Source organism: Brevundimonas faecalis (assembly GCF_040549405.1).
GTDB lineage: Bacteria > Pseudomonadota > Alphaproteobacteria > Caulobacterales > Caulobacteraceae > Brevundimonas > Brevundimonas faecalis.
In genome coordinates, this window is the sequence record NZ_JBEPTF010000001.1 from 415,736 (window position 1) to 440,781 (window position 25,046).

Consider the following 25,046-nt stretch of genomic DNA (forward strand, 5'->3'; position numbering starts at 1 on the left):
TTAACGATACAATTGCGTTGACTATTTTTTTCGATTGTTGCAGGTTTGCGTTGGTCAATTCATTCTGAATGATCAAATTTAACTATGGAGGTTGCTGTGAAGAAGTTTCTTACTGTCGCTTCGGCTGTAGCGTTTATCTCTGTTATGGGCGTTTCTGCTGCTAGTGCACAATCTTTTGTTACGCCTGGAAAGTATAATCTGAATGGTAACTTGAATTTATACCAAACCATTCCGGGTGTTGTCTGTGCTGCTCAGTTTGAGCTTGAGGTCTTTTCAAATGGAACGGCCCAGATCAATTCTGGAACCTTTGGTCCAGGGCTTCATCCTGCCTGCGGCGCTCCCGTAATCCCTGTTAACTTCCCGTGGAGCGTGACTGCTCTGAATGCGGCGACCAATCAATTCGAGTTCAATGTTGATGTTTTCGCTGTAAATGGCCAATGCCAAGGTACCCTGTCCGTTACGGGTCCTGATCCCTTCATCTCCGTTGTCGCCAATCCGGGCGAGATTACCATTCCGGTGGGGGCTACTTCGCCTGGCTATCTGTTCTCGACCGGCGCAAGTGCACCTTGCACGGTGGATGGTAAGCTGAAAGTGACGCCTACCACTGCAACCGGACCGCTTGATATCGTCTAGTATAGTGATGGTCTTTGGCCCGAAGATTAATCTTCGGGCCATATCCGGCGCAAGCGTTATGATTGTTGCTTGTTTTCTCTGATGTTTCCACATCATACTAAGCCGAACATTTAATGTTCGGCTTTTCTTTTAATTTACTTATATGTAATCGATTTATGTGGATTTCCATTTTTCTATATATTCTATTCTGCGTAGTACTTTTGATCGCGGGTCCAGTAAAATATGTGCCGCCTTTGGCGCGATGAAGCTTGCCTGCCCGCCCGTCATGGGCAGCGTGCGGATGCGCCCGTCTACCTCGACCTCAACCGGCAGGGGGAAGGGGCGGCCGTTTCCGGTCTTCCATTCCAGGGTCACCTGGTCGCCTTCGCGGGTCATGACCAGGTCAGGCAGGGCGGCCTGATACAGATAAGCGTCGAAGAACCAGGTCAGGTCGCGGCCCGTCACCGCGTTGACGATGGCGATATACTCCGGGGTCGTGGCGTAGCGCGGCGTGAAATTCCCCGGTGCAGGGTCCGGGCGGCCGTAGACCAGGCGGCGCAGGGATTCATAGAAGGCCTGGTCCCCGATGAAGAGGCGCAGGGTGTGGGCGATCAGCGCCCCCTTGTAATAGAGATCCAGCCCCGGCCCGGTGTCGTCGTCATAGACGGTCGCCGCGTCCTGCGGCCGGCCTGAAACCACGGGGAAGCGGTTCGACAGGGTCAGGCGCATGGTCTGCAGCTCCGCCTGCATGGCCCGCTCTCCGTTCAGCCAACGGGCGTAGAGGGGCTGCATGTAGGTGCCGAAGCCTTCGTGCAGCCACATGTCGTCCCAGTCGGCGTTGGTCATCTGGTTGCCGAACCATTCGTGGGCCAGTTCGTGCTGCAGCAGCCAGTCGTAGCCCTTGCCGTCCAGCTTGTAGCCGTTGCCGTAGGCGTTGATCGTCTGGTGCTCCATGCCCAGGTGGGGCGTCTCCACCACCCCCATCTTCTCGTCGCCGAAGGGGAAGGGGCCGACCGTCGCCTCGAAGAAGTCCAGCATCTTGGGGAGCTCGTCGAACAGGGCCTGGGCCTTGGCCGGATCGGTCGAGGCGAGCCGCCAGAAGTGCAGGGGCACGACATTGCCGAAGCGGCTGCGATAGTCGGCGCTCATCTCTACATAGGGCGCGACGTTCAGGGTGATGGCGTAGGTGTCGGGCTGGCGCGCGGTCCAGTTCCAGGTGGTCGTGTCGTCTCCGTTGTCGGTCTTGCCCAGGAAGCGGCCGTTGGCCGGGGCGCTGAGCTCGGACGGGACGGTGATGTGCAGGTCCGCCCGACCCGGCTCGCCCTGCGGGTGATCGATGCAGGGCCAGAACAGGTCGCAGCCCTCGCCCTGGACGGCGCTGGCGATCCAAGGCCTGGCGTCCGGCGTCGTGGTCCAGACGAACCCGCCGTCCCACGGGGCGCGCCTGGCCTGATGCGGCCGACCGGAATAGGCGATGCGCAGGCTGACAGGCTCGCCCGCCGCGAAGGGGCGGGGCAGGGGGATGGTCAGCCGGCCGTCCGGATTGCTCCAGGCGCCGCGCGGCAGGGACTGGCCGTTCACCTGGACGGCGGAGATGTCGAAGACGACGTCCAGCTCCAGCTCGATCGTCTCGATCGGCGCCTTGGGCGTGAAGTCCAGCACGGCTTCGGCGCGCAGCGCCTGCTCCGCAGGCAGGACGGTGAAGGACAGGTCCGCCTTGTCGAAGGTCAGGGCCGTCTGGGACGCCGTACGCGGCGTCCCGCTGGACAGGGTGAAGGGCGTGCTGTCGCGCGCCGCTTGCGCCTCCTGGGCCAGGGCGGGCGAGGGCAGCAGGGCCGTGGTCAGGCAGAGGGCGGCGGTCAGGCGCAAGGCTTCGGCTCCGGAAGACGAGGCAGAGACCCTAGCGGGCGAGGCGGTCCCCGCAAGCCTTTCGCCCATCCTTGAAACGGGCAAAGAAAAAGGCCGGCGTTTCCGCCGGCCTCTTCATATTCCGTCAGTCGACGCCGATCAGGCGGCGGCTTGCTCGGCCAGCTTGGCGCGAACCTGGCGCTTGATGCGCTGGGCGGCCATCGACAGCTGCTCGTCGCGAGCCTTGACGATGAAGGCGTCCAGGCCGCCCTTGTAGTCGAGGGTGCGCAGGGCGGCGTTCGAGATACGCAGCGAGAAGGTTTGGCCCAGAGCGTCCGAAGTCACCTTGACCGTCTTCAGCGACGGCAGGAAACGACGCTTGGTCTTGATGTTCGAGTGGCTCACATTGTGCCCGACGATGGGGCCGATGCCCGTGAGTTCGCAACGACGCGACATCTTAAGATCCTCAAGGTCACATCCGCGAAGGTCGTTGCGGACGCATGAAACAGGTGCTCGTCAGAGGCAGGACCCCTGCGAGAGAGGGGGCCGTATAGAGGAATGACTCGGCGTGCGTCAAGGCTGGAGTCGAGTCAGGCCGGGGATTCCGCCGAGACGCGGCCCAAGAAGCGAGATGAAGGCCGGGGATCGGCTTCGTTCAGCCCGCGTTCAACGATATGAGGCTATAGCCCATCCCATGAAGAGCCAAATGCACGTCAAGCCGATGAAGTCCCTGATCCCCTTCGCCAAGGTCATGGCCGCCGCCGCTCCGATGGTCGCCGGCGCCGTCATGCTGGCCGCGCCGGCCTCCGCGCCCCAGGCCCAGGCCAGCCGGACCGAAGTCCTGCCCGGCTACTGGGAATACACCACCAGCGTCATGGGCGCGCGCGACACCGAGCAGAAGTGCGTGCGCCCCAGCGAGATCAACCGCTTCTTCGGCGGTCTGTCGACGCGTCGCTGGCAATGCACCTATCCGACACGCCAGGTCGGGGACGGAAACGCCCGCTTCGAAGGCAGCTGCCAGGACCGCAAGGGCCGCCGCATCAACGTGCGCCTGAATGGAACCTATCAGCCCGAGAGCTTCCGCTTCAGCGGCGGCGCCCAGCTGGCGCGCGGCACGCCCTATATCCCCGCCAGCATCACGGCGCGCCGCATCAGCGCCCAGTGCCCGGCCGGCGCCGAGTATTTCTGACGACGTCGGAAGGACGCCTGGGCGACGACAGTCGTCCGCTCAGGCAGCCGCGGCCGTGGGCGCGTCGAGCGGGTGCGGGGTGCGGAAGCTGACCGCCAGCCGGTTCCAGACGTTGATGACGCCGATGGCGACCGTCAGCTTGGCGATCTCGCCTTCGCTGAAATAGGGTTTCAGGCCTTCGAACGCAGCGTCCGGCGCGCCGGTTTCGGCGAGGCGCGTCACGGCCTCTGTCCATTCCAGAACGGCTCGCTCGCGCGCCGTATAGACGGGCGACTCGCGCCAGACGCACATCAGGGCGATCCACTGTTCCGAGTGACCGTCGTGGCGGGCTTCCTTGACGTGCATGTCGACGCAATAGGCGCAGCCGTTGATCTGCGAAGCGCGCAGCTTGATGAGATGGATCAGGCCGCGATCGAGGCCGGAATCCTTGGCGACATAGGTCTCGAGGGCCATCACCGCCTTGTAGGCGTCGGGGGCGGCCTTGTAGCCGTTCAGTCGTTCCTGCATGGGTCTTCTCCTGATTGAGGGGGCGTCAGCCGCCCTGTCTGCGTTCATGGACGGCGAGGAAGGCGCAGCCGCGAGCTTCGATGGCTCCGTCCTCGTCCTTGGCGGCGACCTCCGTCAGGACGTCGGCGATGGAGGTCCGCCGCAGTTCGGCGCGATAGGACTGCTCGGCCCGCAGCATGGCGGCGTTGATCTGGCAGGGACCCCTGGGCTTCACCGGCAGGGGATTGGGGCCGCGCTGACGGATTTCCTGGCAGCGGAAGGCCGGCTCCGGCCCTTCGACGGCGAGGAGGATGTCGAGCAGGCTGATGCTCTGGGGCGCGCGCGCCAGGCGATAGCCGCCTTTTGGTCCGGGCAAGGTGCGCAGGACGCCGGCGCCGGACAGGGCCTGAAGATGCTTGAGCAGATAGCTGGTCTTGACCCCATGAAACTCCGCCAGGGCCGCGGCGGACAGCACGCCGTCCTCGGACAGTTGCGAAAGCATGGCCACGCAATGGATCGCTTGTTCGACGCCTTCGCTGAGCTTCATCGTCTCGTCTCTCTTATCGCGGATAAATAATATCCATGATGTAGCGCCGTCAAGGCGCGCAGGGTCCGCGTGGGAGGAATCTCTCGGGCGACTGCATCCGAACGTCTCCTCCGCCGCCTCATGTCCTGAAACGGAGGGCGTCGGTTCATGTCTGGGTTCAGGGTCTGCGCGGTCGCCATGACGGCGATGCTGTCATGGTCGTGCGCCGGAGCATCCGTCGTCCGGGCCGAACCGGCGCAGGAACGGGCGGCGATGGCGGACATCGACGCCTTCGTGCGCCGGGCCATGGCCGAGGTCGCGGTGGTTCCGGGCCTGTCGCTGGCGGTGGTGCGGGGAGACGAAGCGATGATGACGGCCGGCTACGGCGTGGCCGACGTGGAGACGGGGGCGCCAGCGGATGCGCGGACCCGCTTCTATATCGCCTCGGCGACCAAGGCCTTCACCGCCCTGTCCATCGCGGCCATGGCGCGGCGGGGCGAGGTCGATCTGGAGGCGCCCCTGGCGTCATGGAGCGGAGAGACGGCCTTGCCCGCGGACATGGCCGCGCAGACCAGTCTGACCGACCTGCTCAGTCATCGCTCGGGCCTGGACAATGAGCCGATAAGCTTCCGTGCGGCCTACAGCGGCGATCACTCATGGGAAGGCATGCAGGCCTTGCTGGCCGAGACCGTCAGGCGCCCGGACGCGCCGCGCGGGACCTTCCGCTATTCCAACGTCGGCTACAACCTGGCCACGACCCTGCTGGAAGGCCGCTTCGGTCGCGACTGGCGAGAGCTGGTGGAGCGGGAGACGACAGGGCCCCTGGGCATGACGGCCACGACGGCCCGTATCGAGGAGGCGCGCCTGAGGTCCGTGATCGCGTCGGGGCATCTGGCCGACACGGGTGCGCCCCGGGTCAGTCCCTTGCAGAAGGAGGACGCGACCATGCAGTCGGCGGGCGGCCTGGTTTCCACGGCCCAGGACATGGCCCTGTGGCTGGAGGTCCAACTCAACGACGGGGTGCTGGACGGGCGCCGGGTGTTTCCGGAAGGCCTGGTCGCCTCGACCCACCGCGCCCTGGCGGCGCAGGACACGACCTTCGGAGCCTATCGCCGCGAGGGCTACGGCCTGGGGTGGCAGATCGGGTGGTCGGGAGATGAAAGGCTGATCCACCATTTCGGCAATTTCGCCGGATCGCGCGCCCATGTCTCCTTCATGCCGGAGCGGGGCGTCGGGGTGGCCGTCATGATCAACGAGGACGCCGTGGCGGGGGAGCTGGCCGATCTCGTGGCTGACTACGTCTATGATCGCCTGAACGGCCGGGCGGACCTTGCGGCCGCCTATGAGGAAAAACTGACGGCCCTGAAGGCGCGGCGGGATCGCCGGGTGGAGGGGCTGGCGCGGGCGCGGGCCGAACGCGCCCAGCGGCCCTGGACCCTGTCGCAGCCCCTGTCGTCCTACGCCGGAACCTATGTAAGCCCGGCCATGGGGCGAATGCTGGTCGCGGCGGAAGAAGGCGGACTCAGGGTGTGGATCGGCGTCCTGGCGGCCAAGGCGGAGGCCTATCCCGATCCGGAGACGATCCGGGTGGAGCTGGTCCCCCTGAACGGGCAGACGATCCGGTTCGAGGCCCCGGATCGTCTGGTGTTCGAGGGCCGCGCCTTCGTACGCGAGGCGGCGCGGCCCTAGGATCAGTCAGAGGTCGCCGGCGGCCTGGCGGCGCATGGACTGGGCGGAGCGCTGCATTTCATCGGCCCGGTCCGGCAGGCTGCGCGACAGCCTGACCAGTTGGGCGTCGGTGACGTCGTTGCCGCGCGCGCGGTTGTCGGCGATCACCTGGGCCCGGTAGGCTGGGTCGCGCAGGCGGACGGCCTCGTTGCGCATGTCGCGGGCGCCCCTGTCCATGTCGTCGGCGCCGCTGCGCATCTGGGCGCGGGCCTGGATCATGGCGATGCGAGCCTGTTCCTGGGCGTCCCGGGCGGCGACGCGAGCGTGGGCCTGGGCGTCGGCGGCGGCGAGGGCGGCTTCGCGGGCGGCGCGCTGGATTTCCGTATGGTCGATGCGAGCGGCCTGCAGGGCTGCGCGACGGCTGTCCTCGGCGGCGCGACGGGCGGCTTCGGCCACGCGGCGGCCTTCGGCGGCGGCCTGGCGGCCGAGTTCGGCCTGGCGACGGCCGTCATAGGCGTCCTGTCGGGCGGCGTCGGCGGTCGCCCGGGCCTCGGCCATGGCGGCCGCCAGCTCGCGGCGCTCGCTCTCGTCGATCTCGCCCAGATAGATACGGCCGCCGTCCTCCATGATCACGCGGGAGACGGAGCGCGCCGACGGAGCGGGCGGGGCCGGAGGCGCGGGAGGTGCAGGGGGCGCCGGGGCGGCGGGATCGGCGGGCGAAGCCGGAGGCGCGGGCGGAGCAGGCGGCGTCGGGGGGCTCCAGGACGAGGCGCGGGCCTCGCGCGGGGTCAGCTCGACGGCGGCCAGGGGCGTGGCGACGGCCAGGAGGGCGCCGGCGGACAGGGCCAGGGCCAAGGGGCGGGACGGGGTCTTGGAGCGGGTCTTCATGATGCGGCTGATCCTTTTGGCGAGAGAGGCGTGAGAGTCGGTCATTCCCAGGGCGGCTAGGCCTGCTGGGGCCGGTTGGGCGAAGTCGGAGGCGATGTTGATCAGGACGCGGGCGTAGGCGCGGCGGTCCATGCGATCGACGGCCAGGGCGTCTGCGGCCTCTTCCGTGCGGGCGGCGAGGGCGGCGTGCAGCAGCCAGACCAAGGGGTTGAACCAGAAGAGGGCCAGGGCCAGGCGGGACAGCAGGGCGAACAGCCAGTCGCCGCGCCGGATATGGGCCAGTTCATGGGCCAGGACGGCCTCGGCGGCGTCCGTGCGGGCGACGCAGTCCTGCCCGATCAGTATGGTTCCGGGAGGCAGGCCCCAGCTCAGCGGAGCACGAACCCGTTCCGAGGCGATCAGGCGAGCGCCGCCCGAGGCGTCGAGGCGCTTCAGGGCCTCGGTCCAGACGCGGTGGGCGACGGGACGACCGTCCTCGGTCCAGCGACGCAGGGTCCACAGGCCCAGGAGGAAGCGGCCGGCGATCAGCACCAGGCCGGCGGCGTAGGCCAGGGCGGCGATGACGGGGAAGGCGATCTCGGGCCAGGCCGTTCCGACAGGGGCGTCGCCGCTGACCGCGACCCCGGCGAGCGGCTGAAGGTCCAGGCTCCAGGACCGGGTTTCGGCCAGGGCGGAGGCGGGCGCTGCGACCGACGCCGCCGAGGGGGCGGCCAGCAGGGCCAGTTCCAGGCGCGGCCCGATCCAGAGGAAGACCGGCAGGGCCAGCAAGAGACAGACGGCGGCGCGCAGGATCGCGGCCCGCTCGGCGGGCGGACGGCGGACGGCCAGGGCCGACAGCCCCAGGCCGGCGCCGGCTACGACGCCGGACTTGAGCAGGAGTTCGAGGAGCAACTGCCAGGTCACGACGGCTCCTCCTCTTCGGCGGCGTCGAGGGCGCGGCGCAGGGCGGCGACCTCTTCCGGCTTCAGCGTCTTGGTCAGCCCCAGCAGGGCGGTCGCCGCGGAGGCGGCGGATCCGGCGAAGAAGGTGTCCACCATGCGCCGCAGGGCGGTGTCGGCGACCGCGCGGGCCTGGGGCGCCGGGCGCCAGGCGCCGTCGCCTGCGCGCGCGACCAGGCCCTTGGCCTCCAGCCGCTTCAGCAGGGTGCGCACGGCCGAGTCGCTGAGCGGATCATGCAGGGCGTCGCGGACGGCGGCGGTGGCGCCCTGTCCCAGTCCGCACAGGGTCTCGAACACCTCTCGCTCTCTTCGGGGCAGGGTCTCGATCATGGCGCGCCTTCATGTCCGCTACATTTGTAGCGCTACATGTGTAGCGAAATGGGGCTTAATTGCGGCGCATTTCGTGAAGTTTCAGACAGGCTCGGAGATGTGGGAAATCGAGTCTGAATCGTCTGAAAGCCGTCCATGAAAAAGGCCCGGCGTCGCCGCCGGGCCCTTGTCGTTTCAGCGAGGCGCCTGGGATCAGGCGGCTTCGGCCTCGGCCTCTTCGGCGGCGGGGGCCACAGGCTTCTTGGCGCTCAGCGACTTGGCCAGCAGGGCCACGGCGGCGTCCTTGTCGATGCGGTTGGCGGCGGCGACTTCACGGGCCATGCGGTCCAGGGCCGATTCATAGAGCTGACGCTCCGAATAGGACTGTTCCGGCTGAGTGTCGGCGCGGTGCAGGTCGCGGACCACTTCGGCGATGGAGATCAGGTCGCCCGAGTTGATCTTGGCTTCGTATTCCTGGGCGCGACGCGACCACATGGTGCGCTTGATGCGGGCGCGGCCCTTCAGCGTCGTCAGGGCCTTGGTCACGGTGTCGTCGGCGGCCAGGGTGCGCAGGCCGGCGGTCTTGGCCTTCTTGGTCGGGACGCGCAGGGTCATTTTTTCGTGGTCGAAGGTCACGACATAGACTTCCAGCGACATGCCGGCGACTTCCTGAGTCTCGATCGCGGCGACCTTGCCGACGCCGTGGGCGGGATAGACCACCGCATCGCCAACCTTGAATTCCAGACCGGTCTTGCTCGTCATGTCATTCCTTTCCCGGAACAGGGGTGAAGCGAGGCGCCGTGCCTTCAATGAGCGAAAACAACCCCGCCGCCGGGAAAGCTTCCCGTCGGTTGAGCGGAAACATCACACATCAGAAGCGAAAGCGGATCACCGAACCTCTGGCCGCCCCGTCTCAACGGCGGGGTTCTGTCGTAAACGCGGGCGGCGCGCATGACTGCGGACCGCCCGTTTCGAATAGGGAGGAACATATCATAAAATTAGGAAATCTCAAAACATCCACAGAGACGAGGTGGGGTTTGAGGCGAATATGACCGGATTGTGGCCAGAAATCAGGAGCCCTTGCCGGGCTTTTCGCTGAAGTATTTCTCGAACTTGCCGGTTTCGCGTTCGTACTGTTCACGGTCGGCGGGCGGCGTGCCCTTGACCGTGATGTTGGGCCAGACCTTGGCGTACTGGGCGTTGATCTGCAGCCACTTGCCGTCCGGTTCGTCCTCGGTGTCCGGCACGATGGCGTCCACCGGGCATTCCGGCTCGCACACCCCGCAGTCGATGCACTCGTCCGGCGCGATCGCCAGGAAGTTCTCGCCCTCGTAGAAGCAGTCGACCGGGCACACCTCCACGCAGTCCATGAACTTACATTTCACGCAGGCGTCGGTGACGATGTAGGTCATGGGAGGGAACGGGGTCCGTGGCTGGACGACGGGAGGGGTCGCGGGCAGGGGACATGACCCCGCCGGAACCAACTGTCAACCGAGCGCGCTGACACGGCGACGGCGCGGGCCTTGACCACGGTTCGCCAAATCAGTATCTGAGATTATTACAGATTGATCCATCGGAAGGGTTCCCTCATGCGCATCCTCGCTCGCTACGCCGTCGCCGGCGTCTTGGCGCTCAGCCTCGCCGGGGGCGGCGCCGTCGTCGCCCGTCAGGCCGCCACCACGGTCCCGGCCGAGGTTCAGGCCGGCGACTACAAGCTGGATTCCAGCCACGGCAAGATCACCTGGTCGGTCGATCACCTGGGCTTCTCGACCTATTATGGTCAGTTCGTGAACGTGACGGCGGATCTGAAGCTGGACCCGGCCAACCCGGCGGCCAGCACCCTGACCGCGACCATTCCCCTGACGGACGTGGCTCCGAACGACGACCGCCTGAAGGCCCACCTGCAGACGGCGGACTTCTTCGACACGGCCAATCATCCGACGGCGACCTTCCGTTCGGTCCACATCATGATCGATCCGTCCGATCCGGACGAGGCGACGGTCCACGGCGAACTGACCCTGCGCGGCGTCACCAAGCCGGTGACCATGGAGGTCGAGTTCAACAAGGCCGGCCCGTCCATGGGCGGCGCCTATCGCGTCGGCTTCGACGGCGAGGCGACGATCAAGCGTTCCGACTTCGGCGTCAGCTACGCCCTGCCCGCCGTCAGCGACGAGGTGAAGCTGCGCATCGAAGGCGAGTTCGTGAAGCAGTAAACCGCAGAGGGACCCATCAGGTCTCCGGCGCCTCGAGCGCCTCGTAAAGGGCGCGGGCTTCCGAGGGAGGCCCGCGCCTTTCGCCCAATTGCAGGACGCGCACGGCGATCAGGCGTCCGCCCTGTGCGAACAGGATGTCGTCGCCCGGGTGGACGCTGCGGCTGGGCTTGTCGAGGCGGGTCTGGACCCCGTGATGGGTCAGGCGGACCGCGCCCTTCTCGACCAGGGCGGCGGCCAGGCTCCGCGTCTTGGCGAAGCGCGCCCGCCACAGCCAGACGTCGACGCGGCAGCTCTCCAGGCCCGGGGTCACGGCGTCGCCGACAGGCGGTCGAACCAGGCCAGGACGGGGGCGTAGGAGGCGGCGGCGGTTCCCATGTGGTCGGCGCCTTCGATCGACACCCACTCCACGGCTCCGCCCCGTGCGCGGGCATGATCATAGAGGGCGCGAGACGAGGCGGGCGTCACGTCCCGGTCGGCCTGGCCGGTGATGATGCGTAGAGGCGCGCGCGGAACCCAGGCGTCGGTGTCGTTCTCGGCCAGGGCGCGATGCAGCCAGTGATCGGGCCGGGCCTGGAGCGCGGCCAGGACCTCGGGCCGGAACAGGTCGGCCGCGTCGGCGGGCAGGGCGGCGATGATCTCGCCCGGCTCATGGCTTCCGTCGAACAGGCCAGGCAGGCGGGCCGCCAGATCGGCCGGAACCGTCTGGGCCAGGGGCCGGTCGTAGTAGACCGAATAGGCCGTCACGGCGAAGGCGACATAGGCGATATTGACCGGCTCGATCGAGGCGGGCGGACGCGTCTTCTCGACCAGAAGATCCGCCAGGGCGTGGGGACCGGCGATCGCCGCCGTCGCCTTCAGGACATAGCCGGGCAGGGGCGTCCGCTCCAGTTCCCGATGCAGGCCCGCCGCGCTTTGTCCGCCCTGGGAGAAGCCCATCAGGAAGAGGTCGGAAGGAAGGGGCCAGCCCTCCCGTTGGGCGAAGGTCCGGGCCGCGCGCAGAAGGTCCAGCGACGCATCGACCTGAGGCTGGACCACCACATAGGCCTGGGGTTCGGTCGAGACGCCCAGGCCTATGTAGTCGGGCAGAAGGGTCAGGTAGCCGGCGCCGGCGAAGACGGCGGCCTCCTGGTTCCCGTCCGCACGGTCAGGCATGGAGGGCGACAGGGCGCGGGTGACGTTGGTGCCGTGCAGATAGGCGACGGTTCCCTTCAGGCGCGCCGGATCGGCCGGGACCGCGACCAGGGCGGAGGCCTCGACCGAACGGCCCTTCGACACCGTGCGGTAGGTTAGGCGGTACAGGTCGGCGCCCTGGGCGACGCGAAGGCCGCCGGGCAGGTCGTCGGCGAAGGCCTGAAGCGCCGCGCGGTCCGGGGATTCCAGCAGGACGGCGGACACCAGGGCGCCGCGCGTCGGGGCAGCGGGGCTTTCGATGCGCGCGGGCGCTGCGGCGGCGCAGGCGGACAGGGCCAGGGGCGTCGCCGCCAGGACGCAGGCCAGCAACGATCCTCGATTCAGCCTCAGGACCATGGAACCCCTCTTCCGCGTCGCTCGAAGACGATCGGGTTTGTGCCGTCGCTCAGGTCGCGAGGCAATGGGCGGCGGACAGCGGTCAGGGGCGTCACGCGCCTGCGTCTGCGCGAGGCTTGCGCCGCCGACGCGGGCGCGCAGCCTTGACGCGACGTTCGGACTTCGGCGCAGACGCTTCGGCGGGCAGCCGTAGTTGCGCCAGGGCGGCGAAGGGCGAGGCCTGGGGCGGGGCCGCGTCCGCCTTGCCCGGGCGCGGGGCCTTTTCCGCCCGGGGAACCCGCAGGGCCGCCTGGATCGCCCGCGCCTGGTCGGCGGTCCAGCCAAGGGCGGTCAGGGCCTCCTGGTCCAGGGGCGCCTTTCCGGCCGCGCGGGACAGGTCGGCGAACCGCTCCAGGGCTTCGATCGGCGCGCTCCAGGCCCCGACGGCGCGACGGCCGAAGGCGGAAAGGGCGCGAGGCGAGGGGGCGGGCGAGGGCAGGGGGAGGAGGCCGTCCCCCGTCGGGCGAAAGCCCTCGTTCACGACGAAGGCCTGGGCCAGGGCCAGGGCGCGGGGCTTGACCGCCTCGGGCAGCCAGACGGAGCAGGCGCCGACGCGGACGGCGAAGGTCTTGAGCGTGCGCCGCTCATGCTGGCTCAGGGCGGCCAGGTCGCGCTCGACCTCGCGTCGGGGCAGGACGCCGCCCGCCTCGATCAGGCGGAAGGCCAGGCCGCGCGGCAGGCCGGTCAGGGCGCCGCTCTCCACCGCCTGACGCAGGCGACGCAGGGGGCGCAGCGCCCGCCCGGCCTCGGCGGCCAGCCAGGCCTCCATCCGTCGCTGCGCCCTTTCCCGGGCCGGAGCGGGACCCAGGTCGCCCAGCAGGCGCAGCCGAGGGGAGAAGGGATCGCCGCCGACCACCTTGGCCGTCAGGGCGCCGCGCCACAGGACGTCGCCGTCCGGCGTCACGCCGAAGGCCGCGTCCCCGTCGGCGGCCAGCCGGCCCAGGCGTCGGGCGATCTCGGGCGACACGGCGCGGGTCGCGGCCTGGCGCAGGGCGCGATCGGCCAGGGCCGAGCCTCCGGCGTCGGGGGTGAAGCGCACCCCGTCCAGGCGACCGACCGGTTCGCCCTCCACCGTCACCTCTCCATCCTCGGCCACTCCGGCCAGGGTGTCGGAGCGCACGTTCAGCGCCCGCATCAGGGCGGTGGTGCGCCGGTCGACGAAGCGCGCCGTCAGCCGGTCGTGCAGGACGTCGGACAGGCGCTCCTCCAGCGCCTTGGTCCGGTCGCGCCACGCCTGCGCCCCCGCCACCCAGTCGGGCCGGTTGGCGATATAGGACAGGGTGCGAACCCCCGACAGGCGGGCCGACAGCTGGTCGATCTGACCGTCGTCGCGGTCCAGGTCGTTGAAGCGCGGGGCGATCCAGTCCTCGGTCAGCCGCCCGCGGCCGCCGGTCAGGGCGGTGAAGATCTCCTTCGACAGGCGGGCGTGTTCGTCCAGGGTCGTCTTCTGGAAGTCCGGCAGCTGGCACGCCTCCCACAGGCGCATCAGGGCGCCGCGTGAGCGCGCGATCTTCTTGACGTCCTCGTCCGCCGCGAAGCGCCGCAGCAGGGTCTCGTCCAGGGCCTGGGCCGTCAGCCGCAGGCCGAAGCGTTCCGGCGTGACCGTCAGCGAGCGCAGCAGGTCCGGCAGGGTGTCGAAGTCCAGCCGGGCGTTGCGCCACTCGGCCGCCTCGACCGGGTCGAAGCGATGCTCGACCACCTGTTCGAGGATGTCCTCGTCCAGGTCCTCGGCCTCGCCCGTCACGCCGAAGGTTCCGTCGCGCAGATGGCGTCCGGCGCGGCCGGCGATCTGGCCGATCTCGGCGGCGTGCAGCCAGCGGGTGCGTCGGCCGTCGAACTTGCGCAGACCGGCGAAGGCCACATGGTCCACGTCCATGTTCAGCCCCATGCCGATGGCGTCGGTGGCGACCAGGAAGTCCACCTCGCCCGACTGGAACAACTCGACCTGGGCGTTGCGGGTGCGCGGCGACAGCGACCCCATGACCACGGCGGCCCCGCCCCGCTGGCGGCGCAGCAGTTCGGCGATGGCGTAGACCTGCTCGGTCGAGAAGGCGACCACGGCGCTGCGGCGCGGCAGGCGGGTCAGCTTCTTCGACCCGGCGTAGGACAGGGTGGACAGCCGCTCGCGCGAGACGATCTCCGCATCCGGAACCAGGGACCGCATCAGGGGCGCCATGGTCCCGGCGCCCAGGAACATGGTCTCGAACCGGCCGCGCGCGTGCAGCAGCCTCTGGGTGAAGACATGGCCGCGCTCAGGGTCGGCGACCAACTGGATTTCATCGACGGCTAGGAACTCGACCTGGCGCTCCATCGGCATGGCCTCGACCGTGCAGACGAAATAGGCCGGGCGCGGCGGGACGATCTTCTCCTCGCCGGTGATCAGGGCGACGGAGGCCGCGCCGCGCAGTTTGACGATCCGCTCATAGATCTCGCGCGCCAGCAGCCGCAGCGGCAGGCCGATCATGCCCGAGGCGTGACCCAGCATCCGCTCGACCGCCAGATGGGTCTTGCCGGTGTTGGTGGGCCCCAGGATCGCCGTGACGCGCGATGGGGCCAGACCTGCGGAACGGTCGCTCATACCTGGATGAAGGTGGCGACTTCCGCGCCGGGGTCAAGCGCGGACGCGAAAGGAAGGGCATTGGTAAACAGATGCGGCGGGCGCCTGGGAACAGGCGCGAAACGAATCATGACCGAATCAGCGACACGGCCCGATTCAGGATTTGTTCCGCACAACATATTGTAGCTTAACGTGGATTAACCGCTAGAACTTTTTTGCCCACCGCAAAACAACCGCGTCCCGTCTTTCCCTGACGCCCGCGACCCGCTAGGGACGACCCGTGACGGCCCCGTAGCTCAGCTGCATAGAGCAAGGCTTTCCTAAAGCCGAGGTCGCAGGTTGGAGTCCTGCCGGGGTCGCCATTTTGTAAATTTGTCCTTTTAAATCATAAGGATAAATAGGTTTGGCAATAGGTTTGACGCTGCCCTGTTCGCGTTTTGCTCTCGCCGACCTTTTCATGGGCGAATCCGAAAACTTCGCTTGGTCCGCATCCCTCTTGTAGCGGGCTGCTTCATCAAGCAGCGGGAGTGTCAGACGGTGTGGTTCATACACGTGCGATTCCGTCTCATGTGACTGACCGGGCGTGATGCTAGGCGCAGGACTCATAGCCAGAAGGGCACGGTTGCGGCGAGGGCTATTGCGGAGAGGAATATAGGTTTCGACGGGCAGGATGCCGATGACGCCAAGGTTGCCGGCGCCGGCTTCCCGCACTCGAGGCGATGGCCTCTTGTGGCGTAAAGTGGAAGAAGGCTGCCTTGGGGCGAAAAAAAATCGCCCAACCATGTCACATCCTGTCTCCTCATCTCGTCTTCGCGGTGAAGGTCGACCGAAGGCTCCGATGGTGAAGCCCGGTGCGGCCCGGGAGACGGACATGAAAATCGTTGTAATCGGCGGGACCGGCCTGATTGGATCAAAGGTCGTGTCAGGCTTGAAGGCGCTTGGGCACGAGGCGATCGCGGCCTCGCCCAATACCGGCGTCAACACCATCACGGGTGAAGGTCTGGCTGCGGTCTTGGCGGGGGCGGACGCTGTTATCGACGTCGCCAACTCCCCCTCATTTGAAGCGGATGCCGCGTTGGACTTTTTCCGCACCTCCGGCGCCCATCTGCTTGCGGCCGAACAGGCGGCGGGCGTCGCGCATCACGTGGCCCTGTCGGTCGTCGGCACGGACCGGCTGCAGTCCAGCGGATATTTTCGCGCGAAGCTGGCCCAGGAGGAACTGATCAAGGCCTCGCCAGTCCCCTGGACGATCCTCCGCTCGACGCAGTTCTTCCCCTTCGTGGCGGGTATTATCCAATCCGGCAGCGTCGGCGACGAGATCCATCTGTCGTCGGCGCTTGTCCAGCCGGTCGCGGCGGAAGACGTCGTCGACGCCCTGATCGAACTGGTCCTCGCCGCGCCGCTGAACGACACCGTTGAAATCGCGGGCCCCGAGGCGATCCGCATGAACGCCTTCGCCCAGCACTACCTCTCGGCTCAGGAGGATCGCCGCAAGATCGTGGCCGAGCCGCACGGCCTGTATTTCGGCTCCCCGATTGATGACCGGTCCCTGACGCCGGGACCAGGGGCGCGCCTGGGCGCGACGACGCTCAGCGACTGGCTGCGCAGCGCCATCACCGCCGATTGACCTCGCCAGCATCAGGATCACGACCATGAAACTCTACTACAGCCCGCTGGCGTGCAGCCTCGCGGACCACATCGCTCTGCGCGAAGCGGGCTTCACCTTCGACCTCGAGCGGGTCGATCTGAGAAGCCATCGCACCGAAACCGGCCGCGATTTCCACGAGGTGAGCGCCAAGGGCTATGTCCCGGTCTTGGTGCTGGCCGACGGCGAGGTCATCACCGAGAATGTCGCGGTTCTGGACTGGATTGCGACGGCCGCGCCCTCGCTGTCCATCGGCGGGCCTTTGGGGCGGACGAGGGTGCTGGAAGCATTGACCTACATCACCACCGAGGTCCACCGGGCGTTCAAGCCGATGTGGCATGGCGGTTCGGCCGAGGAGACGGCCAGAGCCGGGGCGACGGTCACAGCCCTCCTCGCCCCGCTAGGTCAGGCGATGCGAGGGGCCTATCTGTTCGGGGACGACCCAGGCGTCGCGGACTTCTATCTGTTCGTGATGCTGCTCTGGGCTGAACGGTTCGGCGTTGCAGCGCCGGCGTCGCTTGAGGCGATGCGTGACCAGATGCGCATGCGACCCGCCGTCCGCGCCGCCATGATGTATGAAGGTCTTCTACCTGCTGGACAGCCGGCCTGATGATCTTGTCAGATCCTTCGACCGACACCTTCGAGCGGCGCCGTCCACGCCTGCTGCGGCTGGCCTATCGGATGTTGGGATCGACGGCGGAGGCGGAGGACATCGTACAGGAAGCCTGGCTGCGTTGGCGACGGGTCGATCCCTCGGCCATCGCGCAGCCCGGCGCCTTCCTGGCGCGGACGGTGACCCGGCTTTGCCTGGACACGTTGAAGTCGGCGCGGGCGCGACGAGAGGCCTATGTCGGCAACTGGCTGCCCGAGCCGATTTTCGAACCGGAAGAGGCGGGACCGACGCTGGATGATCTGACCCTGTCGCTGATGTTGGCGCTGGAGCGGCTGTCTCCGCTCGAGCGGGCCGCCTTCCTCCTGCACGATGTGTTCGGCACGCCCCTGGCCGAGGTGGCGCGGACGCTGGACCGCGACGCCGCGGCGGTCCGGCAACTGGCGGCCCGCGCGCGCAAACATGTCCGGGAGGCCCGTCCGCGTTTCCCGGTCAGCCGCGAGGAGGGCGATCGTATCGCCCGCGCCTTCTATGTTGCGTCGAACCAGGGTGATCTGGAGGGCCTGCGCGCCTTGCTGGCCGACGCCGTGGTCCTGAGGGCGGATGGCGGCGGCAAGGCCCATGCCTGGCTCCGACCTATCGTCGGCTTCGAGCGTGTGGCGCGCCTGTTCGCCGCGCTTCGCCACAAGCTCACCCGGGTTCCGCCCGTGCTGGTCGACTGGGTCTGGATCGACGGCCTGCCGGGCTATGTCAGCTACGAACGCGACGGTGCGCTGCAGACCACCGCTCTGGAGATTGAGGCCGGTCGGATCGTGTCGATCTTCATTACACGCAATCCTGACAAGCTGGCGCAGGCGGAGCAGTTCTCAAGGGGTCGCTCAAGCGGTCAGATTTCCCGACCCCAATGATTGCAGGCTCGGAGTGAGCGGTCTCAAATGATCCCGGCGGTGACTGTAGAGACCACCTGGAATCGCCTCCCGACGCGCTTGACCCGGGGTAGGCGTCGATTAGGGGCGCGGTTCTCGATACATCGGGTTGGTCGACGCCTCGGGATCCGCTGGGCCGCCGTGAAGATGTAATCCAACCGTAGCTTCGCCGTATCACTGAACGCCTACAGCCCCCTGACTTTTCGGGGAGCGCAAGGCGTCATGTCGTCACACATCAAACACGGGGTTCTGGCCCGCCTGCTGGCCGGTACGGCTCTGGCGGCTGTTGCAGGAGCCGCGTCGGCCGCGGACCTTCGCAATGAGGCCGACGTCGCGACCGCGCCTGTGACGACGCCAAGCGCCGATCCGGTCGAGATCGCCCCCGCAGGGGATCCGAATCCCTATCAGGTCGACGACATCATCGTCGTCGGCTCCGGCGAAACCCGCTCGGTCTCGACCCTGACGCCGTCGAACCTCGATGTCCTGCCGCCGGGGACCAGCCTTCAGAAGGCGCTCAACTTCCTGCCAGGCGTCAGCGCCCAGTCGATCGACGCCCTGGGCGTCAACGAACAGTCGCTGACCCTGCAGGTGCGCGGCTTCAACACGACGCACCTGGGCTATACGCTGGACGGCATGCCGCTCGGCGACGGCGCCTACAACAACTACAACGGCCTGACGATCAGCCGCGCCCTCATCTCCGAGAACCTGGGCCGCGCCGACCTGGCGACGGGGATCGCCGGCCTCGGCATCGCCTCGACCAGCAACCTGGGCGGCGCCCTGATCTACACCTCGCGCGACCCCAGCCGATCCTTCGGCGTCTCGGCCAGCCAGGGCGTCGGCAGCGAAAACTCCCAGCGCACCTTCCTGCGCCTGGACACCGGCGAACATCGCGGCTTCTCGGCCTACCTCTCGGGTCAGTACAGCAAGCAGGACCTGTTCGTGGACCAGGGGGACTACAAGACCTCTTACGGCCGTCAACTCAACGGCAAGCTGAAGTATGAGTTCGAACGCGGCGCGATCACGGCCTTCGTCGACCTGTCGCGCACCAACCAGGCCGACGACGCCTATCTGTCCAAGGACATGCTGAACCGCCTGGGCTGGGACTGGGCCGGCTATGCGCCCGACTGGCAGGCCTATCTCGACCGCGCCTATTGCACCGTGACCGGCCCGACCGCGCCGGGCAAGTGCGTGCCCGCGACGTCGCCGCAGAAGAACTCGGACGTGACCTTCACCAATGGTCAGATCCTGCGCAACGACGACCTCTATTACATCGCCGCCGACTACGCCCTGACCGACAACCTCAGCGTTCGCGGGCAGGTCTACAGCCACAAGAACAAGGGCGCCGGAAACAACTTCATCACCGGTTGGTCGACGCAGGGCACGGCGACCACGGCCGACGACCTGCCCGTCCAAATCCGCGACACGCGCTACACCATCGACCGCTCGGGCGTTCTGGGCAGCGTCAGCTGGGAATTCGGCGTCCATCACATCCAGGCCGGATTCTGGCTTGAGGAGAACACCTCCAGCGCCGCGCGCTATCTGCGGACGAACGTCACCGGTCCCTTCAGCCTGGCCCATTATCTCAGCGGCCGTCCGGACAAGGCCCAGTGGGTGCAGGAAACCGACTGGGAGACGCGCCAGTTCTACATCCAGGACACGGTGTCGTTGTTCGACGACGCCCTGACCGTCGATTTCGGCTTCAAGAGCACCTACGCCAAGTCCGACGCCAGGGCCGTGGACGGCGTCGCGCTGACGCCCCCGCCCGCGTCCAGCCAGTTCGCCAGCGGCAGCCTGACGGCCGAGGACAACTTCCTGCCGGAGATCGGCGTCCACTGGCAGGTCGCGCCGGGTCATGAACTCTACGCCAGCTACGCCGAGAACATGGCCATGTTCCAGGGCGGCTTCAAACTGGGGCCCCAATCCGTGTCCCAGGCCGTCTGGGATCTGCAGGGCAAGCATCTGAAGCCCGAGACGTCCAAGAGCTTCGACGCCGGCTATCGCTATGTCAGCGGCCCCCTGCAGGTCTCGCTGGCCGCCTACCACGTCAAGTTCAACGATCGACTGCTGCAGTATAATCCCTGCCCGACCAACCAGCAGCAGAACCCCGGTTGCGGCAACTCCTTCCACAATGCGGGCAGCGTGACGAGCACGGGGGTCGAGCTCGGCGTCCTGTGGAAGCCGGCGCCCTGGCTGACCTGGTACAACTCCGCCTCGTACAGCGACACCACCTATGACAACGACCTGAACTGGTGCACGGGCGCGACCTGCGTGATCAAGGCCACGGCCGGCAAGCAGCAGGTGGACACGCCCAAGGAGATGTTCTCCAGCGTCGTCACCGCCAACTGGGGCGGTCTCTCGGCCTCGCTGATGGGCAAGTATACGGGCGAGCGCTTCTACACCTACACCAATGACCAGGGCTTCGGCGGCTACACCACCTTCGATCTGGGCGTCAGCTACGACCTCGGCGAGATCGGGGCTCCGGGTGCGAAGTTCGCGGTCAACGTCACCAACCTGACCGACAAGCGCTATGCGTCGAACTTCGACGGCAGCGTCTTCGCGCCGGACGACGCGACGGGCAGCATCGTGGTCTTCCACGCCTCGGCTCCGCGGCAGATCTTCGCGACGCTCAGCTACGACTTCTAGTTCCGGGCGCGTGGCTGCGCGGCGCCCCCTTCCTGTTCATCGCGGGAAGAGGGCGGCGCGGTCACGCCCATTCGCGAAAAGAGGCCGTCGCTCGACAGCCCGCACAGGGCCGTCATCGCTCCGACAGGGCCAGTTCGGCCGCCATGAAGTCCACGAAGGCGCGGACCTTGGGCATGGGGTGGCGGCTTGAGGGCCAGACGACCCGAAGCTTGCCCACGCTTGCGACGAAGGGCGTCAGCACGGGCTTGAGCGCGCCGGAGGCGAGTTGCGGCCTTATCGTGAACGTCGGCACGCAGGCGAGGCCCTGTCCCTGTTCCGCCAGATAGATCAGCGGCTCCAGCGTGCTTGCGATCAGCGACGCCGGCAGATCGTTTCCGACGAAGACGCCGTCTCGATAGAGCGGCCAGGGCTCGAACTTGCCCGTCGAAGGGAAGCGGTGCTGGAAACAGACGTGCGCGGCCAGATCCTCGGGCGTCGCAGGTTCTTCCATGCGCTCGAAATAGGCCGGCGATCCCACGACGCGGTGCTCGAAGGCGCCGAGGGTGCGGGTCATCAGTCGGGAGTCGGAGACCTTGCCGGTGCGAACGACGGCGTCGAAACCCTCTTCGACGACATCGACGATCCGGTCCGTGAAATCGAGTTCAAGCGTGAGCGCGGGATAGGCGCGCATGAAGGCCGAGAGGGTCGGCATCAGCAGCATGCCGACCAGAGGCAGGCTGACGCGCAGACGGCCGCGCGGCGCCTCCTGAGACAGGGACATGTCGCGGGTCGCCGCCTCGACCTCGGCGAAAATCCTGCGGCATCTTTCGAGCAGCCGCTCCCCCTCGGCGGTGAGCGCGATGCTGCGCGTGTTCCGGTTGAACAGGCGGGCGCCCAGCCTTTCTTCCAGCCGGGCGATCGACTTTCCGACCGCCGAGGGTGAAACGCCCAGGCGCCGGCTCGCGCCCACGAAGCTGCGCGTCTCGGCGGCGCGCATGAAGACGTTGAGAGCGCTGAGACTGTCCATTGCGGACATCTATGTCGTGAATGTCCGGAATGACAGCCTGTGTTTCGCCTGTCTGGCCCCGTCTACCTGAAGGGCGCGGTCGAACCTGGCCGCCTGCTTTCGAGAAGTCCGATGTCGTCACCCGCCCATTTCACCGACGGTCCCGCGCCCACCGTCTTCATCGTCAACGTGATCCACGCCCATCCCGGCCGTCAGGACGAGGCCTTCGCGATCATCCAGGACGTCGTGCGCTATGTCGCGGAGCGCAAGCCCGGCTTCCTCTGGAGCAACCTGGCCAAGAGCACCGACGGCCTGACGGTCGTGAACATCGAAGCCATCGCGGACGAGGGCAATGTCGGCGAATTCTTCTCCGACCCGGTCTTCGTCGACAAGTTCAAGCGGCTGGACGCCGTGTCGACGAGCGAATTCCATACCTATCGCGTCACGGACCTGGTGCTGCCGAACATTGGGAGGGAGGGCTGAGGTGGGGCTCGTTCCTTCTCCGTCCAGCGACCGCCTTCCGGTCCTCGGCCTTCTCGCCCTGGCCGCCGCCGGCTTCCTGACCATCCTCACCGAGGCCTTGCCGGCGGGGCTGCTTTTTCAGATGAGCGCCGATCTTGCGGTGTCAGAGGCCATGGCGGGGCAGTTGATCACCGCCTACGCCCTGGGCTCCCTGTTGGCGGCCGTTCCGCTGACGGCCGTCACGCGCGGGTGGCGACGGCGAGGGTTGCTGATGTCGGCGGTCGGCGGCTTTCTACTGGTCAATGCGGTGACGGCCCTGTCTTCCAGCTATCTTCTGACCCTGGCCGCCCGGTTCGTCGCCGGCGTGTTCGCGGGGCTCGTCTGGGCGCTGTTGGCCGGCTACGCCGCCCGGATGGCGCCGGATCGTCTTCAGGGACGCGCCATCGCCCTGGCCATGATCGGAACGCCTCTGGCGCTGACGATCGGCATTCCCGCCGGGGCCTTGATCGGCGGCCTGATCGGCTGGCGGTGGGTCTTCCTGGCGACCAGCGGTCTGAGCATCCTGCTGATCGGCTGGATCGCCTGGCGCGTTCCCGACTTCGCGGGCGAGACCGAGGCGAAACGGGGCTCGCTTGTCGCGGTGGCGTCTCTTCCGGGGCTGAAGTCCGTCTTGGCGGCGATGTTCGGCTTCGTGCTGGCCCACAATATTCTCTACACCTACATCGCGCCGATCCTGGAGCGTGCGGAACTGGGCGAGCGGGTGGATGCGACGCTCCTTCTGTTCGGAGCGGCGGCCATCGTCGGCATCGCCTTCGTCGGGGTGAGGATCGACGCCCATCTCCGGACGCTGACGCTCGGGAGCATGGGGTTGTTCCTGGTCGCGGCGGTCATGGCGGCGGCGTTCGGACAGACGGCCTGGGCCGTATTGCTTGCTGTCGCGCTCTGGGGCCTGGCGTTCGGGGGCGCCGCATCCCTGTTCCAGACCGCCTCCGCGCGGATCGCGGGCGAGGCGGCGGATGTCGCCCAGTCGATGATCGTGACTGTCTGGAACCTGGCCATCGCCGGCGGCGGCCTGCTGGGCGGATTGATGCTCCAGCACGGAGGAGCGGCGTCACTATCCTGGAACTGCGCCCTTCTGCTCGGAGCGGTCGGCCTGGTGGCGTGGAAGGGGCGCTGCGGGTTCGCGCCCGCCGTCGCGGGGGAGAAGCCTCAGGGCGTTTGAGCCGCGAAGGCTTCGGCCAGGCGGGAGGACAGGCGTTGCTGCGTGTCGAGATAGTTGGCGAGGTTGGTCGGCTCTGAAACCTGGCGGGTCCAGATCACCTCGCCGTCCCTGGCGGACACCAGGGACAGGTTGGCGATCGTGCGGTCCGGCATCTGTCTGACGCCCAGGTCCAGGACATAGGCGGCCTCGGGATCCTGCGGCTGCGTTTCCTTGGCGTCGATCTTCAGGAAGGCCACTTCGGCGTTTGCGGGGGTCTGAAGGTCCGCGATCAGGTTCTCGCGCAGGCCGTCGATGAACATCGGAAACAGGGTCGTGTCGCACAGGTTGCGTCCAGGAGGCACGGCGATGCGCACCGCCTTCGGCGACGCGACGGTCGCCGGAGAAGACCCGGGCGACGGCGCGGGAAGGGCGCCGACATAGACCGCGCCGACGGCGACGACAGCGACGGCGGCGGCCGAGGCGCCGATCAGGACAAGCCGAGTTCTCGGCTTTCGGGCGGCGCGATCCTGAGCGTCGATCGTCCCGACGAAGCGATAGCCGATCCGCGCCTGGGTTTCGATCAGGTCCTCTCCGCCGCTTTCCACCAGGGCCTTGCGCAGCCGTTTGACGCAGGTGTTGAGGTTCTGGTCGGCGCCCGCATGATCCATGGACCAGAAGCGCCTGATCAGGGCTTCCCGGGGCGCGGGGCGGTCGCCGCATGCGATCAGATAGGCGAGGAGCTCAAGCGACTGGCGCGGGACATTGACCAGAACATCGCCGCGCCAAAGGGCCAGGGGGCGTGCGCGCAGCAGGTAGCCGTTGAAGCGGACGTCTTCGTGAAGACGCGACGGCTCGTCGGCCGATACGGAAGCCGTCATGGAAACGCGCCCGGGGCAGGAGATGTCATCAGTTGTCCCATCATGTCACTTGCCGTGCGGACGACCAGAGCCCTTTCCTCCCGCTCAAGTCGGGCCGACGAGGCCGTCTCCCTGAGGATATGCTCATGTTCGTCATCTTGCGCACAGGTCTTTGCGTCCTGACGGTTTTCGCCCTGTCGGCTGTCTCCGCGGCGGCGGAGGAAACCCGCATCGACGTGCGGGTGCTGGCGCGGGGCGCCAAGTTCCTGCCTGGCGGCCGAAGCGTCCCGGTGACGCTGCGCGACGCGGACAGCGGCGAGGTGCTCGCCCGGGGATGGACGGCGGGAGGAACGGGCGACACGGGCCGGATCATGAGCGCGACGACAGGCGGGCGGCGACAGCTCCCGGAAGACGGCGCGGCCCTCTACGCCGCCGTGATCGACATCGCGCGCCCCCGGCTGGTGGCGCTGGAAGTCGGTCCGGTCGAGGGACCGTCGCGTTCCGGGATGCAGGTCAGCACGCAATGGGTCCTGCCTGGCCGGCATCTGATCAATGGCGACGGCTGGCTGGTGGAGGCGCCGGGCCTGCTGGTCGACCTGTCCACGCCCGTCGCCTACGGCGTCCACGCGGTCGGGGAGGAGATACGCCTGCTTGCGGGCGTGACCATGATGTGCGGGTGTGGCCTGGAGCCGGGCGGAATCTGGGATGCGGACGGGGTCGAGGTCACGGCGACGGTCTATCTCGACGGCGAGCGGATCGCGGTCCTTCCTCTGCCCTATGCCGGACGTCCCAGCCGGTTCGAAGGACGCTACAGGCCGGACCGGCCGGGCGTGCATGAGATCGAGGTCCAGGCCTGGGCCCCGCAGGGAAACAACGCCGGCGTCGGTCGCACCGCCGTCGTTGTGCGATAGGAGGCG

Annotated in this window: 24 protein-coding genes and 1 tRNA gene; 12 read left to right on the forward strand and 13 right to left on the reverse strand. The window is 67.5% G+C overall.

Translation table 11 applies throughout. From position 1 onward, the window contains the following. Positions 1 to 96 precede the first annotated feature (96 nt). Positions 97 to 633 carry a PraA/PraB family alkane oxidation protein activator gene (locus ABIE19_RS01950; RefSeq protein WP_354087428.1) on the forward strand — a complete coding sequence of 179 codons (537 nt, stop codon included), beginning with the start codon at positions 97 to 99 and terminating at the stop codon, positions 631 to 633. A gap of 153 nt (positions 634 to 786) precedes the next feature. Here the strand turns inward: ABIE19_RS01950 and ABIE19_RS01955 are convergent, their stop codons facing one another. Together ABIE19_RS01955 and rpmB are read right to left on the reverse strand one after the other, a co-directional pair. Then, the gene (locus ABIE19_RS01955; protein WP_354087429.1) at positions 787 to 2,481 is read right to left on the reverse strand and encodes a M1 family metallopeptidase; all 1,695 of its coding nucleotides are present in this window, start codon (positions 2,479 to 2,481) and stop codon (positions 787 to 789) included. Between the two features lie 138 nt (positions 2,482 to 2,619). Then, on the reverse strand, positions 2,620 to 2,916 hold the full coding sequence (rpmB, locus tag ABIE19_RS01960; RefSeq protein WP_354087430.1) for a 50S ribosomal protein L28: 297 nt from the start codon (positions 2,914 to 2,916) through the stop codon (positions 2,620 to 2,622). 238 nt (positions 2,917 to 3,154) lie between these two features. On the opposite strand from rpmB, the gene ABIE19_RS01965 reads away from it, so the two are divergent. Then, positions 3,155 to 3,649, forward strand: a complete 495-nt coding sequence (locus tag ABIE19_RS01965) for a DUF3617 domain-containing protein (RefSeq protein ID WP_354087431.1) — start codon at positions 3,155 to 3,157, stop codon at positions 3,647 to 3,649. A gap of 39 nt (positions 3,650 to 3,688) precedes the next feature. Here the strand turns inward: ABIE19_RS01965 and ABIE19_RS01970 are convergent, their stop codons facing one another. Both ABIE19_RS01970 and ABIE19_RS01975 read right to left on the reverse strand, forming a co-directional pair. Continuing rightward, complete coding sequence (locus ABIE19_RS01970; RefSeq protein ID WP_354087432.1) at positions 3,689 to 4,156, reverse strand: carboxymuconolactone decarboxylase family protein; 468 nt, start codon at positions 4,154 to 4,156, stop codon at positions 3,689 to 3,691. Positions 4,157 to 4,181: 25 nt separating this feature from the next. Further along, entirely contained in the window at positions 4,182 to 4,682 is a 501-nt protein-coding gene (locus ABIE19_RS01975) for an RrF2 family transcriptional regulator (protein WP_354087433.1), read from the reverse strand. A 147-nt stretch (positions 4,683 to 4,829) separates the two neighbouring features. Between ABIE19_RS01975 and ABIE19_RS01980 the strand changes: the two genes are divergently transcribed. Beyond that, the gene (locus ABIE19_RS01980) at positions 4,830 to 6,350 is read left to right on the forward strand and encodes a serine hydrolase domain-containing protein (protein WP_354087434.1); all 1,521 of its coding nucleotides are present in this window, start codon (positions 4,830 to 4,832) and stop codon (positions 6,348 to 6,350) included. A 6-nt stretch (positions 6,351 to 6,356) separates the two neighbouring features. On the opposite strand, the gene ABIE19_RS01985 is transcribed toward ABIE19_RS01980, so the two are convergent. The 4 genes from ABIE19_RS01985 to fdxA form a co-directional block, all read right to left on the reverse strand. Continuing rightward, a complete protein-coding gene (locus ABIE19_RS01985) occupies positions 6,357 to 8,120 on the reverse strand; it encodes a M56 family metallopeptidase (protein ID WP_354087435.1) in 1,764 nt (587 codons plus the stop codon). Further along, entirely contained in the window at positions 8,117 to 8,485 is a 369-nt protein-coding gene (locus ABIE19_RS01990) for a BlaI/MecI/CopY family transcriptional regulator (RefSeq protein ID WP_354087436.1), read from the reverse strand. Before ABIE19_RS01990 ends, ABIE19_RS01985 begins: the two co-directional genes overlap by 4 nt. A 192-nt stretch (positions 8,486 to 8,677) precedes the next feature. After that, positions 8,678 to 9,226, reverse strand: a complete 549-nt coding sequence (locus tag ABIE19_RS01995) for a CarD family transcriptional regulator (protein ID WP_354087437.1) — start codon at positions 9,224 to 9,226, stop codon at positions 8,678 to 8,680. Between the two features lie 308 nt (positions 9,227 to 9,534). After that, a complete protein-coding gene (fdxA, locus tag ABIE19_RS02000; RefSeq protein WP_354087438.1) occupies positions 9,535 to 9,876 on the reverse strand; it encodes a ferredoxin FdxA in 342 nt (113 codons plus the stop codon). Between the two features lie 177 nt (positions 9,877 to 10,053). On the opposite strand from fdxA, the gene ABIE19_RS02005 reads away from it, so the two are divergent. Further along, positions 10,054 to 10,677, forward strand: a complete 624-nt coding sequence (locus ABIE19_RS02005; protein ID WP_354087439.1) for a YceI family protein — start codon at positions 10,054 to 10,056, stop codon at positions 10,675 to 10,677. Between the two features lie 16 nt (positions 10,678 to 10,693). Here the strand turns inward: ABIE19_RS02005 and ABIE19_RS02010 are convergent, their stop codons facing one another. The 3 genes from ABIE19_RS02010 to ABIE19_RS02020 form a co-directional block, all read right to left on the reverse strand. Then, positions 10,694 to 10,987 carry an RNA-binding S4 domain-containing protein gene (locus ABIE19_RS02010; RefSeq protein WP_354087440.1) on the reverse strand — a complete coding sequence of 98 codons (294 nt, stop codon included), beginning with the start codon at positions 10,985 to 10,987 and terminating at the stop codon, positions 10,694 to 10,696. Then, the gene (locus ABIE19_RS02015; RefSeq protein ID WP_354087441.1) at positions 10,984 to 12,204 is read right to left on the reverse strand and encodes an alpha/beta hydrolase family protein; all 1,221 of its coding nucleotides are present in this window, start codon (positions 12,202 to 12,204) and stop codon (positions 10,984 to 10,986) included. Before ABIE19_RS02015 ends, ABIE19_RS02010 begins: the two co-directional genes overlap by 4 nt. A gap of 91 nt (positions 12,205 to 12,295) precedes the next feature. Further along, a complete protein-coding gene (locus tag ABIE19_RS02020) occupies positions 12,296 to 14,821 on the reverse strand; it encodes a helicase-related protein (RefSeq protein ID WP_354087442.1) in 2,526 nt (841 codons plus the stop codon). Between the two features lie 264 nt (positions 14,822 to 15,085). Here ABIE19_RS02020 and ABIE19_RS02025 point away from each other — a divergent pair. The 5 genes from ABIE19_RS02025 to ABIE19_RS02045 all read left to right on the forward strand — a co-directional run bounded on the left by ABIE19_RS02025 (position 15,086) and on the right by ABIE19_RS02045 (position 20,624). Then, positions 15,086 to 15,162: transfer RNA gene (locus tag ABIE19_RS02025), tRNA-Arg, on the forward strand. 509 nt (positions 15,163 to 15,671) lie between these two features. Beyond that, positions 15,672 to 16,427 carry an SDR family oxidoreductase gene (locus tag ABIE19_RS02030; protein ID WP_354087443.1) on the forward strand — a complete coding sequence of 252 codons (756 nt, stop codon included), beginning with the start codon at positions 15,672 to 15,674 and terminating at the stop codon, positions 16,425 to 16,427. A 25-nt stretch (positions 16,428 to 16,452) separates the two neighbouring features. Beyond that, entirely contained in the window at positions 16,453 to 17,055 is a 603-nt protein-coding gene (locus ABIE19_RS02035) for a glutathione S-transferase C-terminal domain-containing protein (protein WP_354087444.1), read from the forward strand. Further along, positions 17,055 to 17,963, forward strand: coding sequence for a sigma-70 family RNA polymerase sigma factor (locus ABIE19_RS02040; protein WP_354087445.1), 909 nt, complete (start codon positions 17,055 to 17,057; stop codon positions 17,961 to 17,963). Before ABIE19_RS02035 ends, ABIE19_RS02040 begins: the two co-directional genes overlap by 1 nt. Positions 17,964 to 18,203: 240 nt before the next feature. Beyond that, positions 18,204 to 20,624 carry a TonB-dependent receptor gene (locus ABIE19_RS02045; protein ID WP_354087446.1) on the forward strand — a complete coding sequence of 807 codons (2,421 nt, stop codon included), beginning with the start codon at positions 18,204 to 18,206 and terminating at the stop codon, positions 20,622 to 20,624. Between the two features lie 112 nt (positions 20,625 to 20,736). Here the strand turns inward: ABIE19_RS02045 and ABIE19_RS02050 are convergent, their stop codons facing one another. Then, a complete protein-coding gene (locus ABIE19_RS02050; RefSeq protein ID WP_354087447.1) occupies positions 20,737 to 21,630 on the reverse strand; it encodes a LysR family transcriptional regulator in 894 nt (297 codons plus the stop codon). 111 nt (positions 21,631 to 21,741) lie between these two features. Between ABIE19_RS02050 and ABIE19_RS02055 the strand changes: the two genes are divergently transcribed. Together ABIE19_RS02055 and ABIE19_RS02060 are read left to right on the forward strand one after the other, a co-directional pair. After that, positions 21,742 to 22,092, forward strand: a complete 351-nt coding sequence (locus tag ABIE19_RS02055; RefSeq protein ID WP_354087448.1) for an antibiotic biosynthesis monooxygenase — start codon at positions 21,742 to 21,744, stop codon at positions 22,090 to 22,092. A 1-nt stretch (position 22,093) separates the two neighbouring features. Then, positions 22,094 to 23,293 (forward strand): MFS transporter, encoded by a 1,200-nt coding sequence (locus tag ABIE19_RS02060; protein ID WP_354087449.1) that lies wholly within the window; start codon positions 22,094 to 22,096, stop codon positions 23,291 to 23,293. Here the strand turns inward: ABIE19_RS02060 and ABIE19_RS02065 are convergent. Continuing rightward, the gene (locus tag ABIE19_RS02065) at positions 23,281 to 24,150 is read right to left on the reverse strand and encodes a winged helix-turn-helix domain-containing protein (protein WP_354087450.1); all 870 of its coding nucleotides are present in this window, start codon (positions 24,148 to 24,150) and stop codon (positions 23,281 to 23,283) included. The two genes, ABIE19_RS02060 and ABIE19_RS02065, sit on opposite strands and share 13 nt — an antisense overlap. 125 nt (positions 24,151 to 24,275) lie before the next feature. On the opposite strand from ABIE19_RS02065, the gene ABIE19_RS02070 reads away from it, so the two are divergent. After that, a complete protein-coding gene (locus tag ABIE19_RS02070; protein WP_354087451.1) occupies positions 24,276 to 25,040 on the forward strand; it encodes a hypothetical protein in 765 nt (254 codons plus the stop codon). Positions 25,041 to 25,046: the final 6 nt, after the last annotated feature.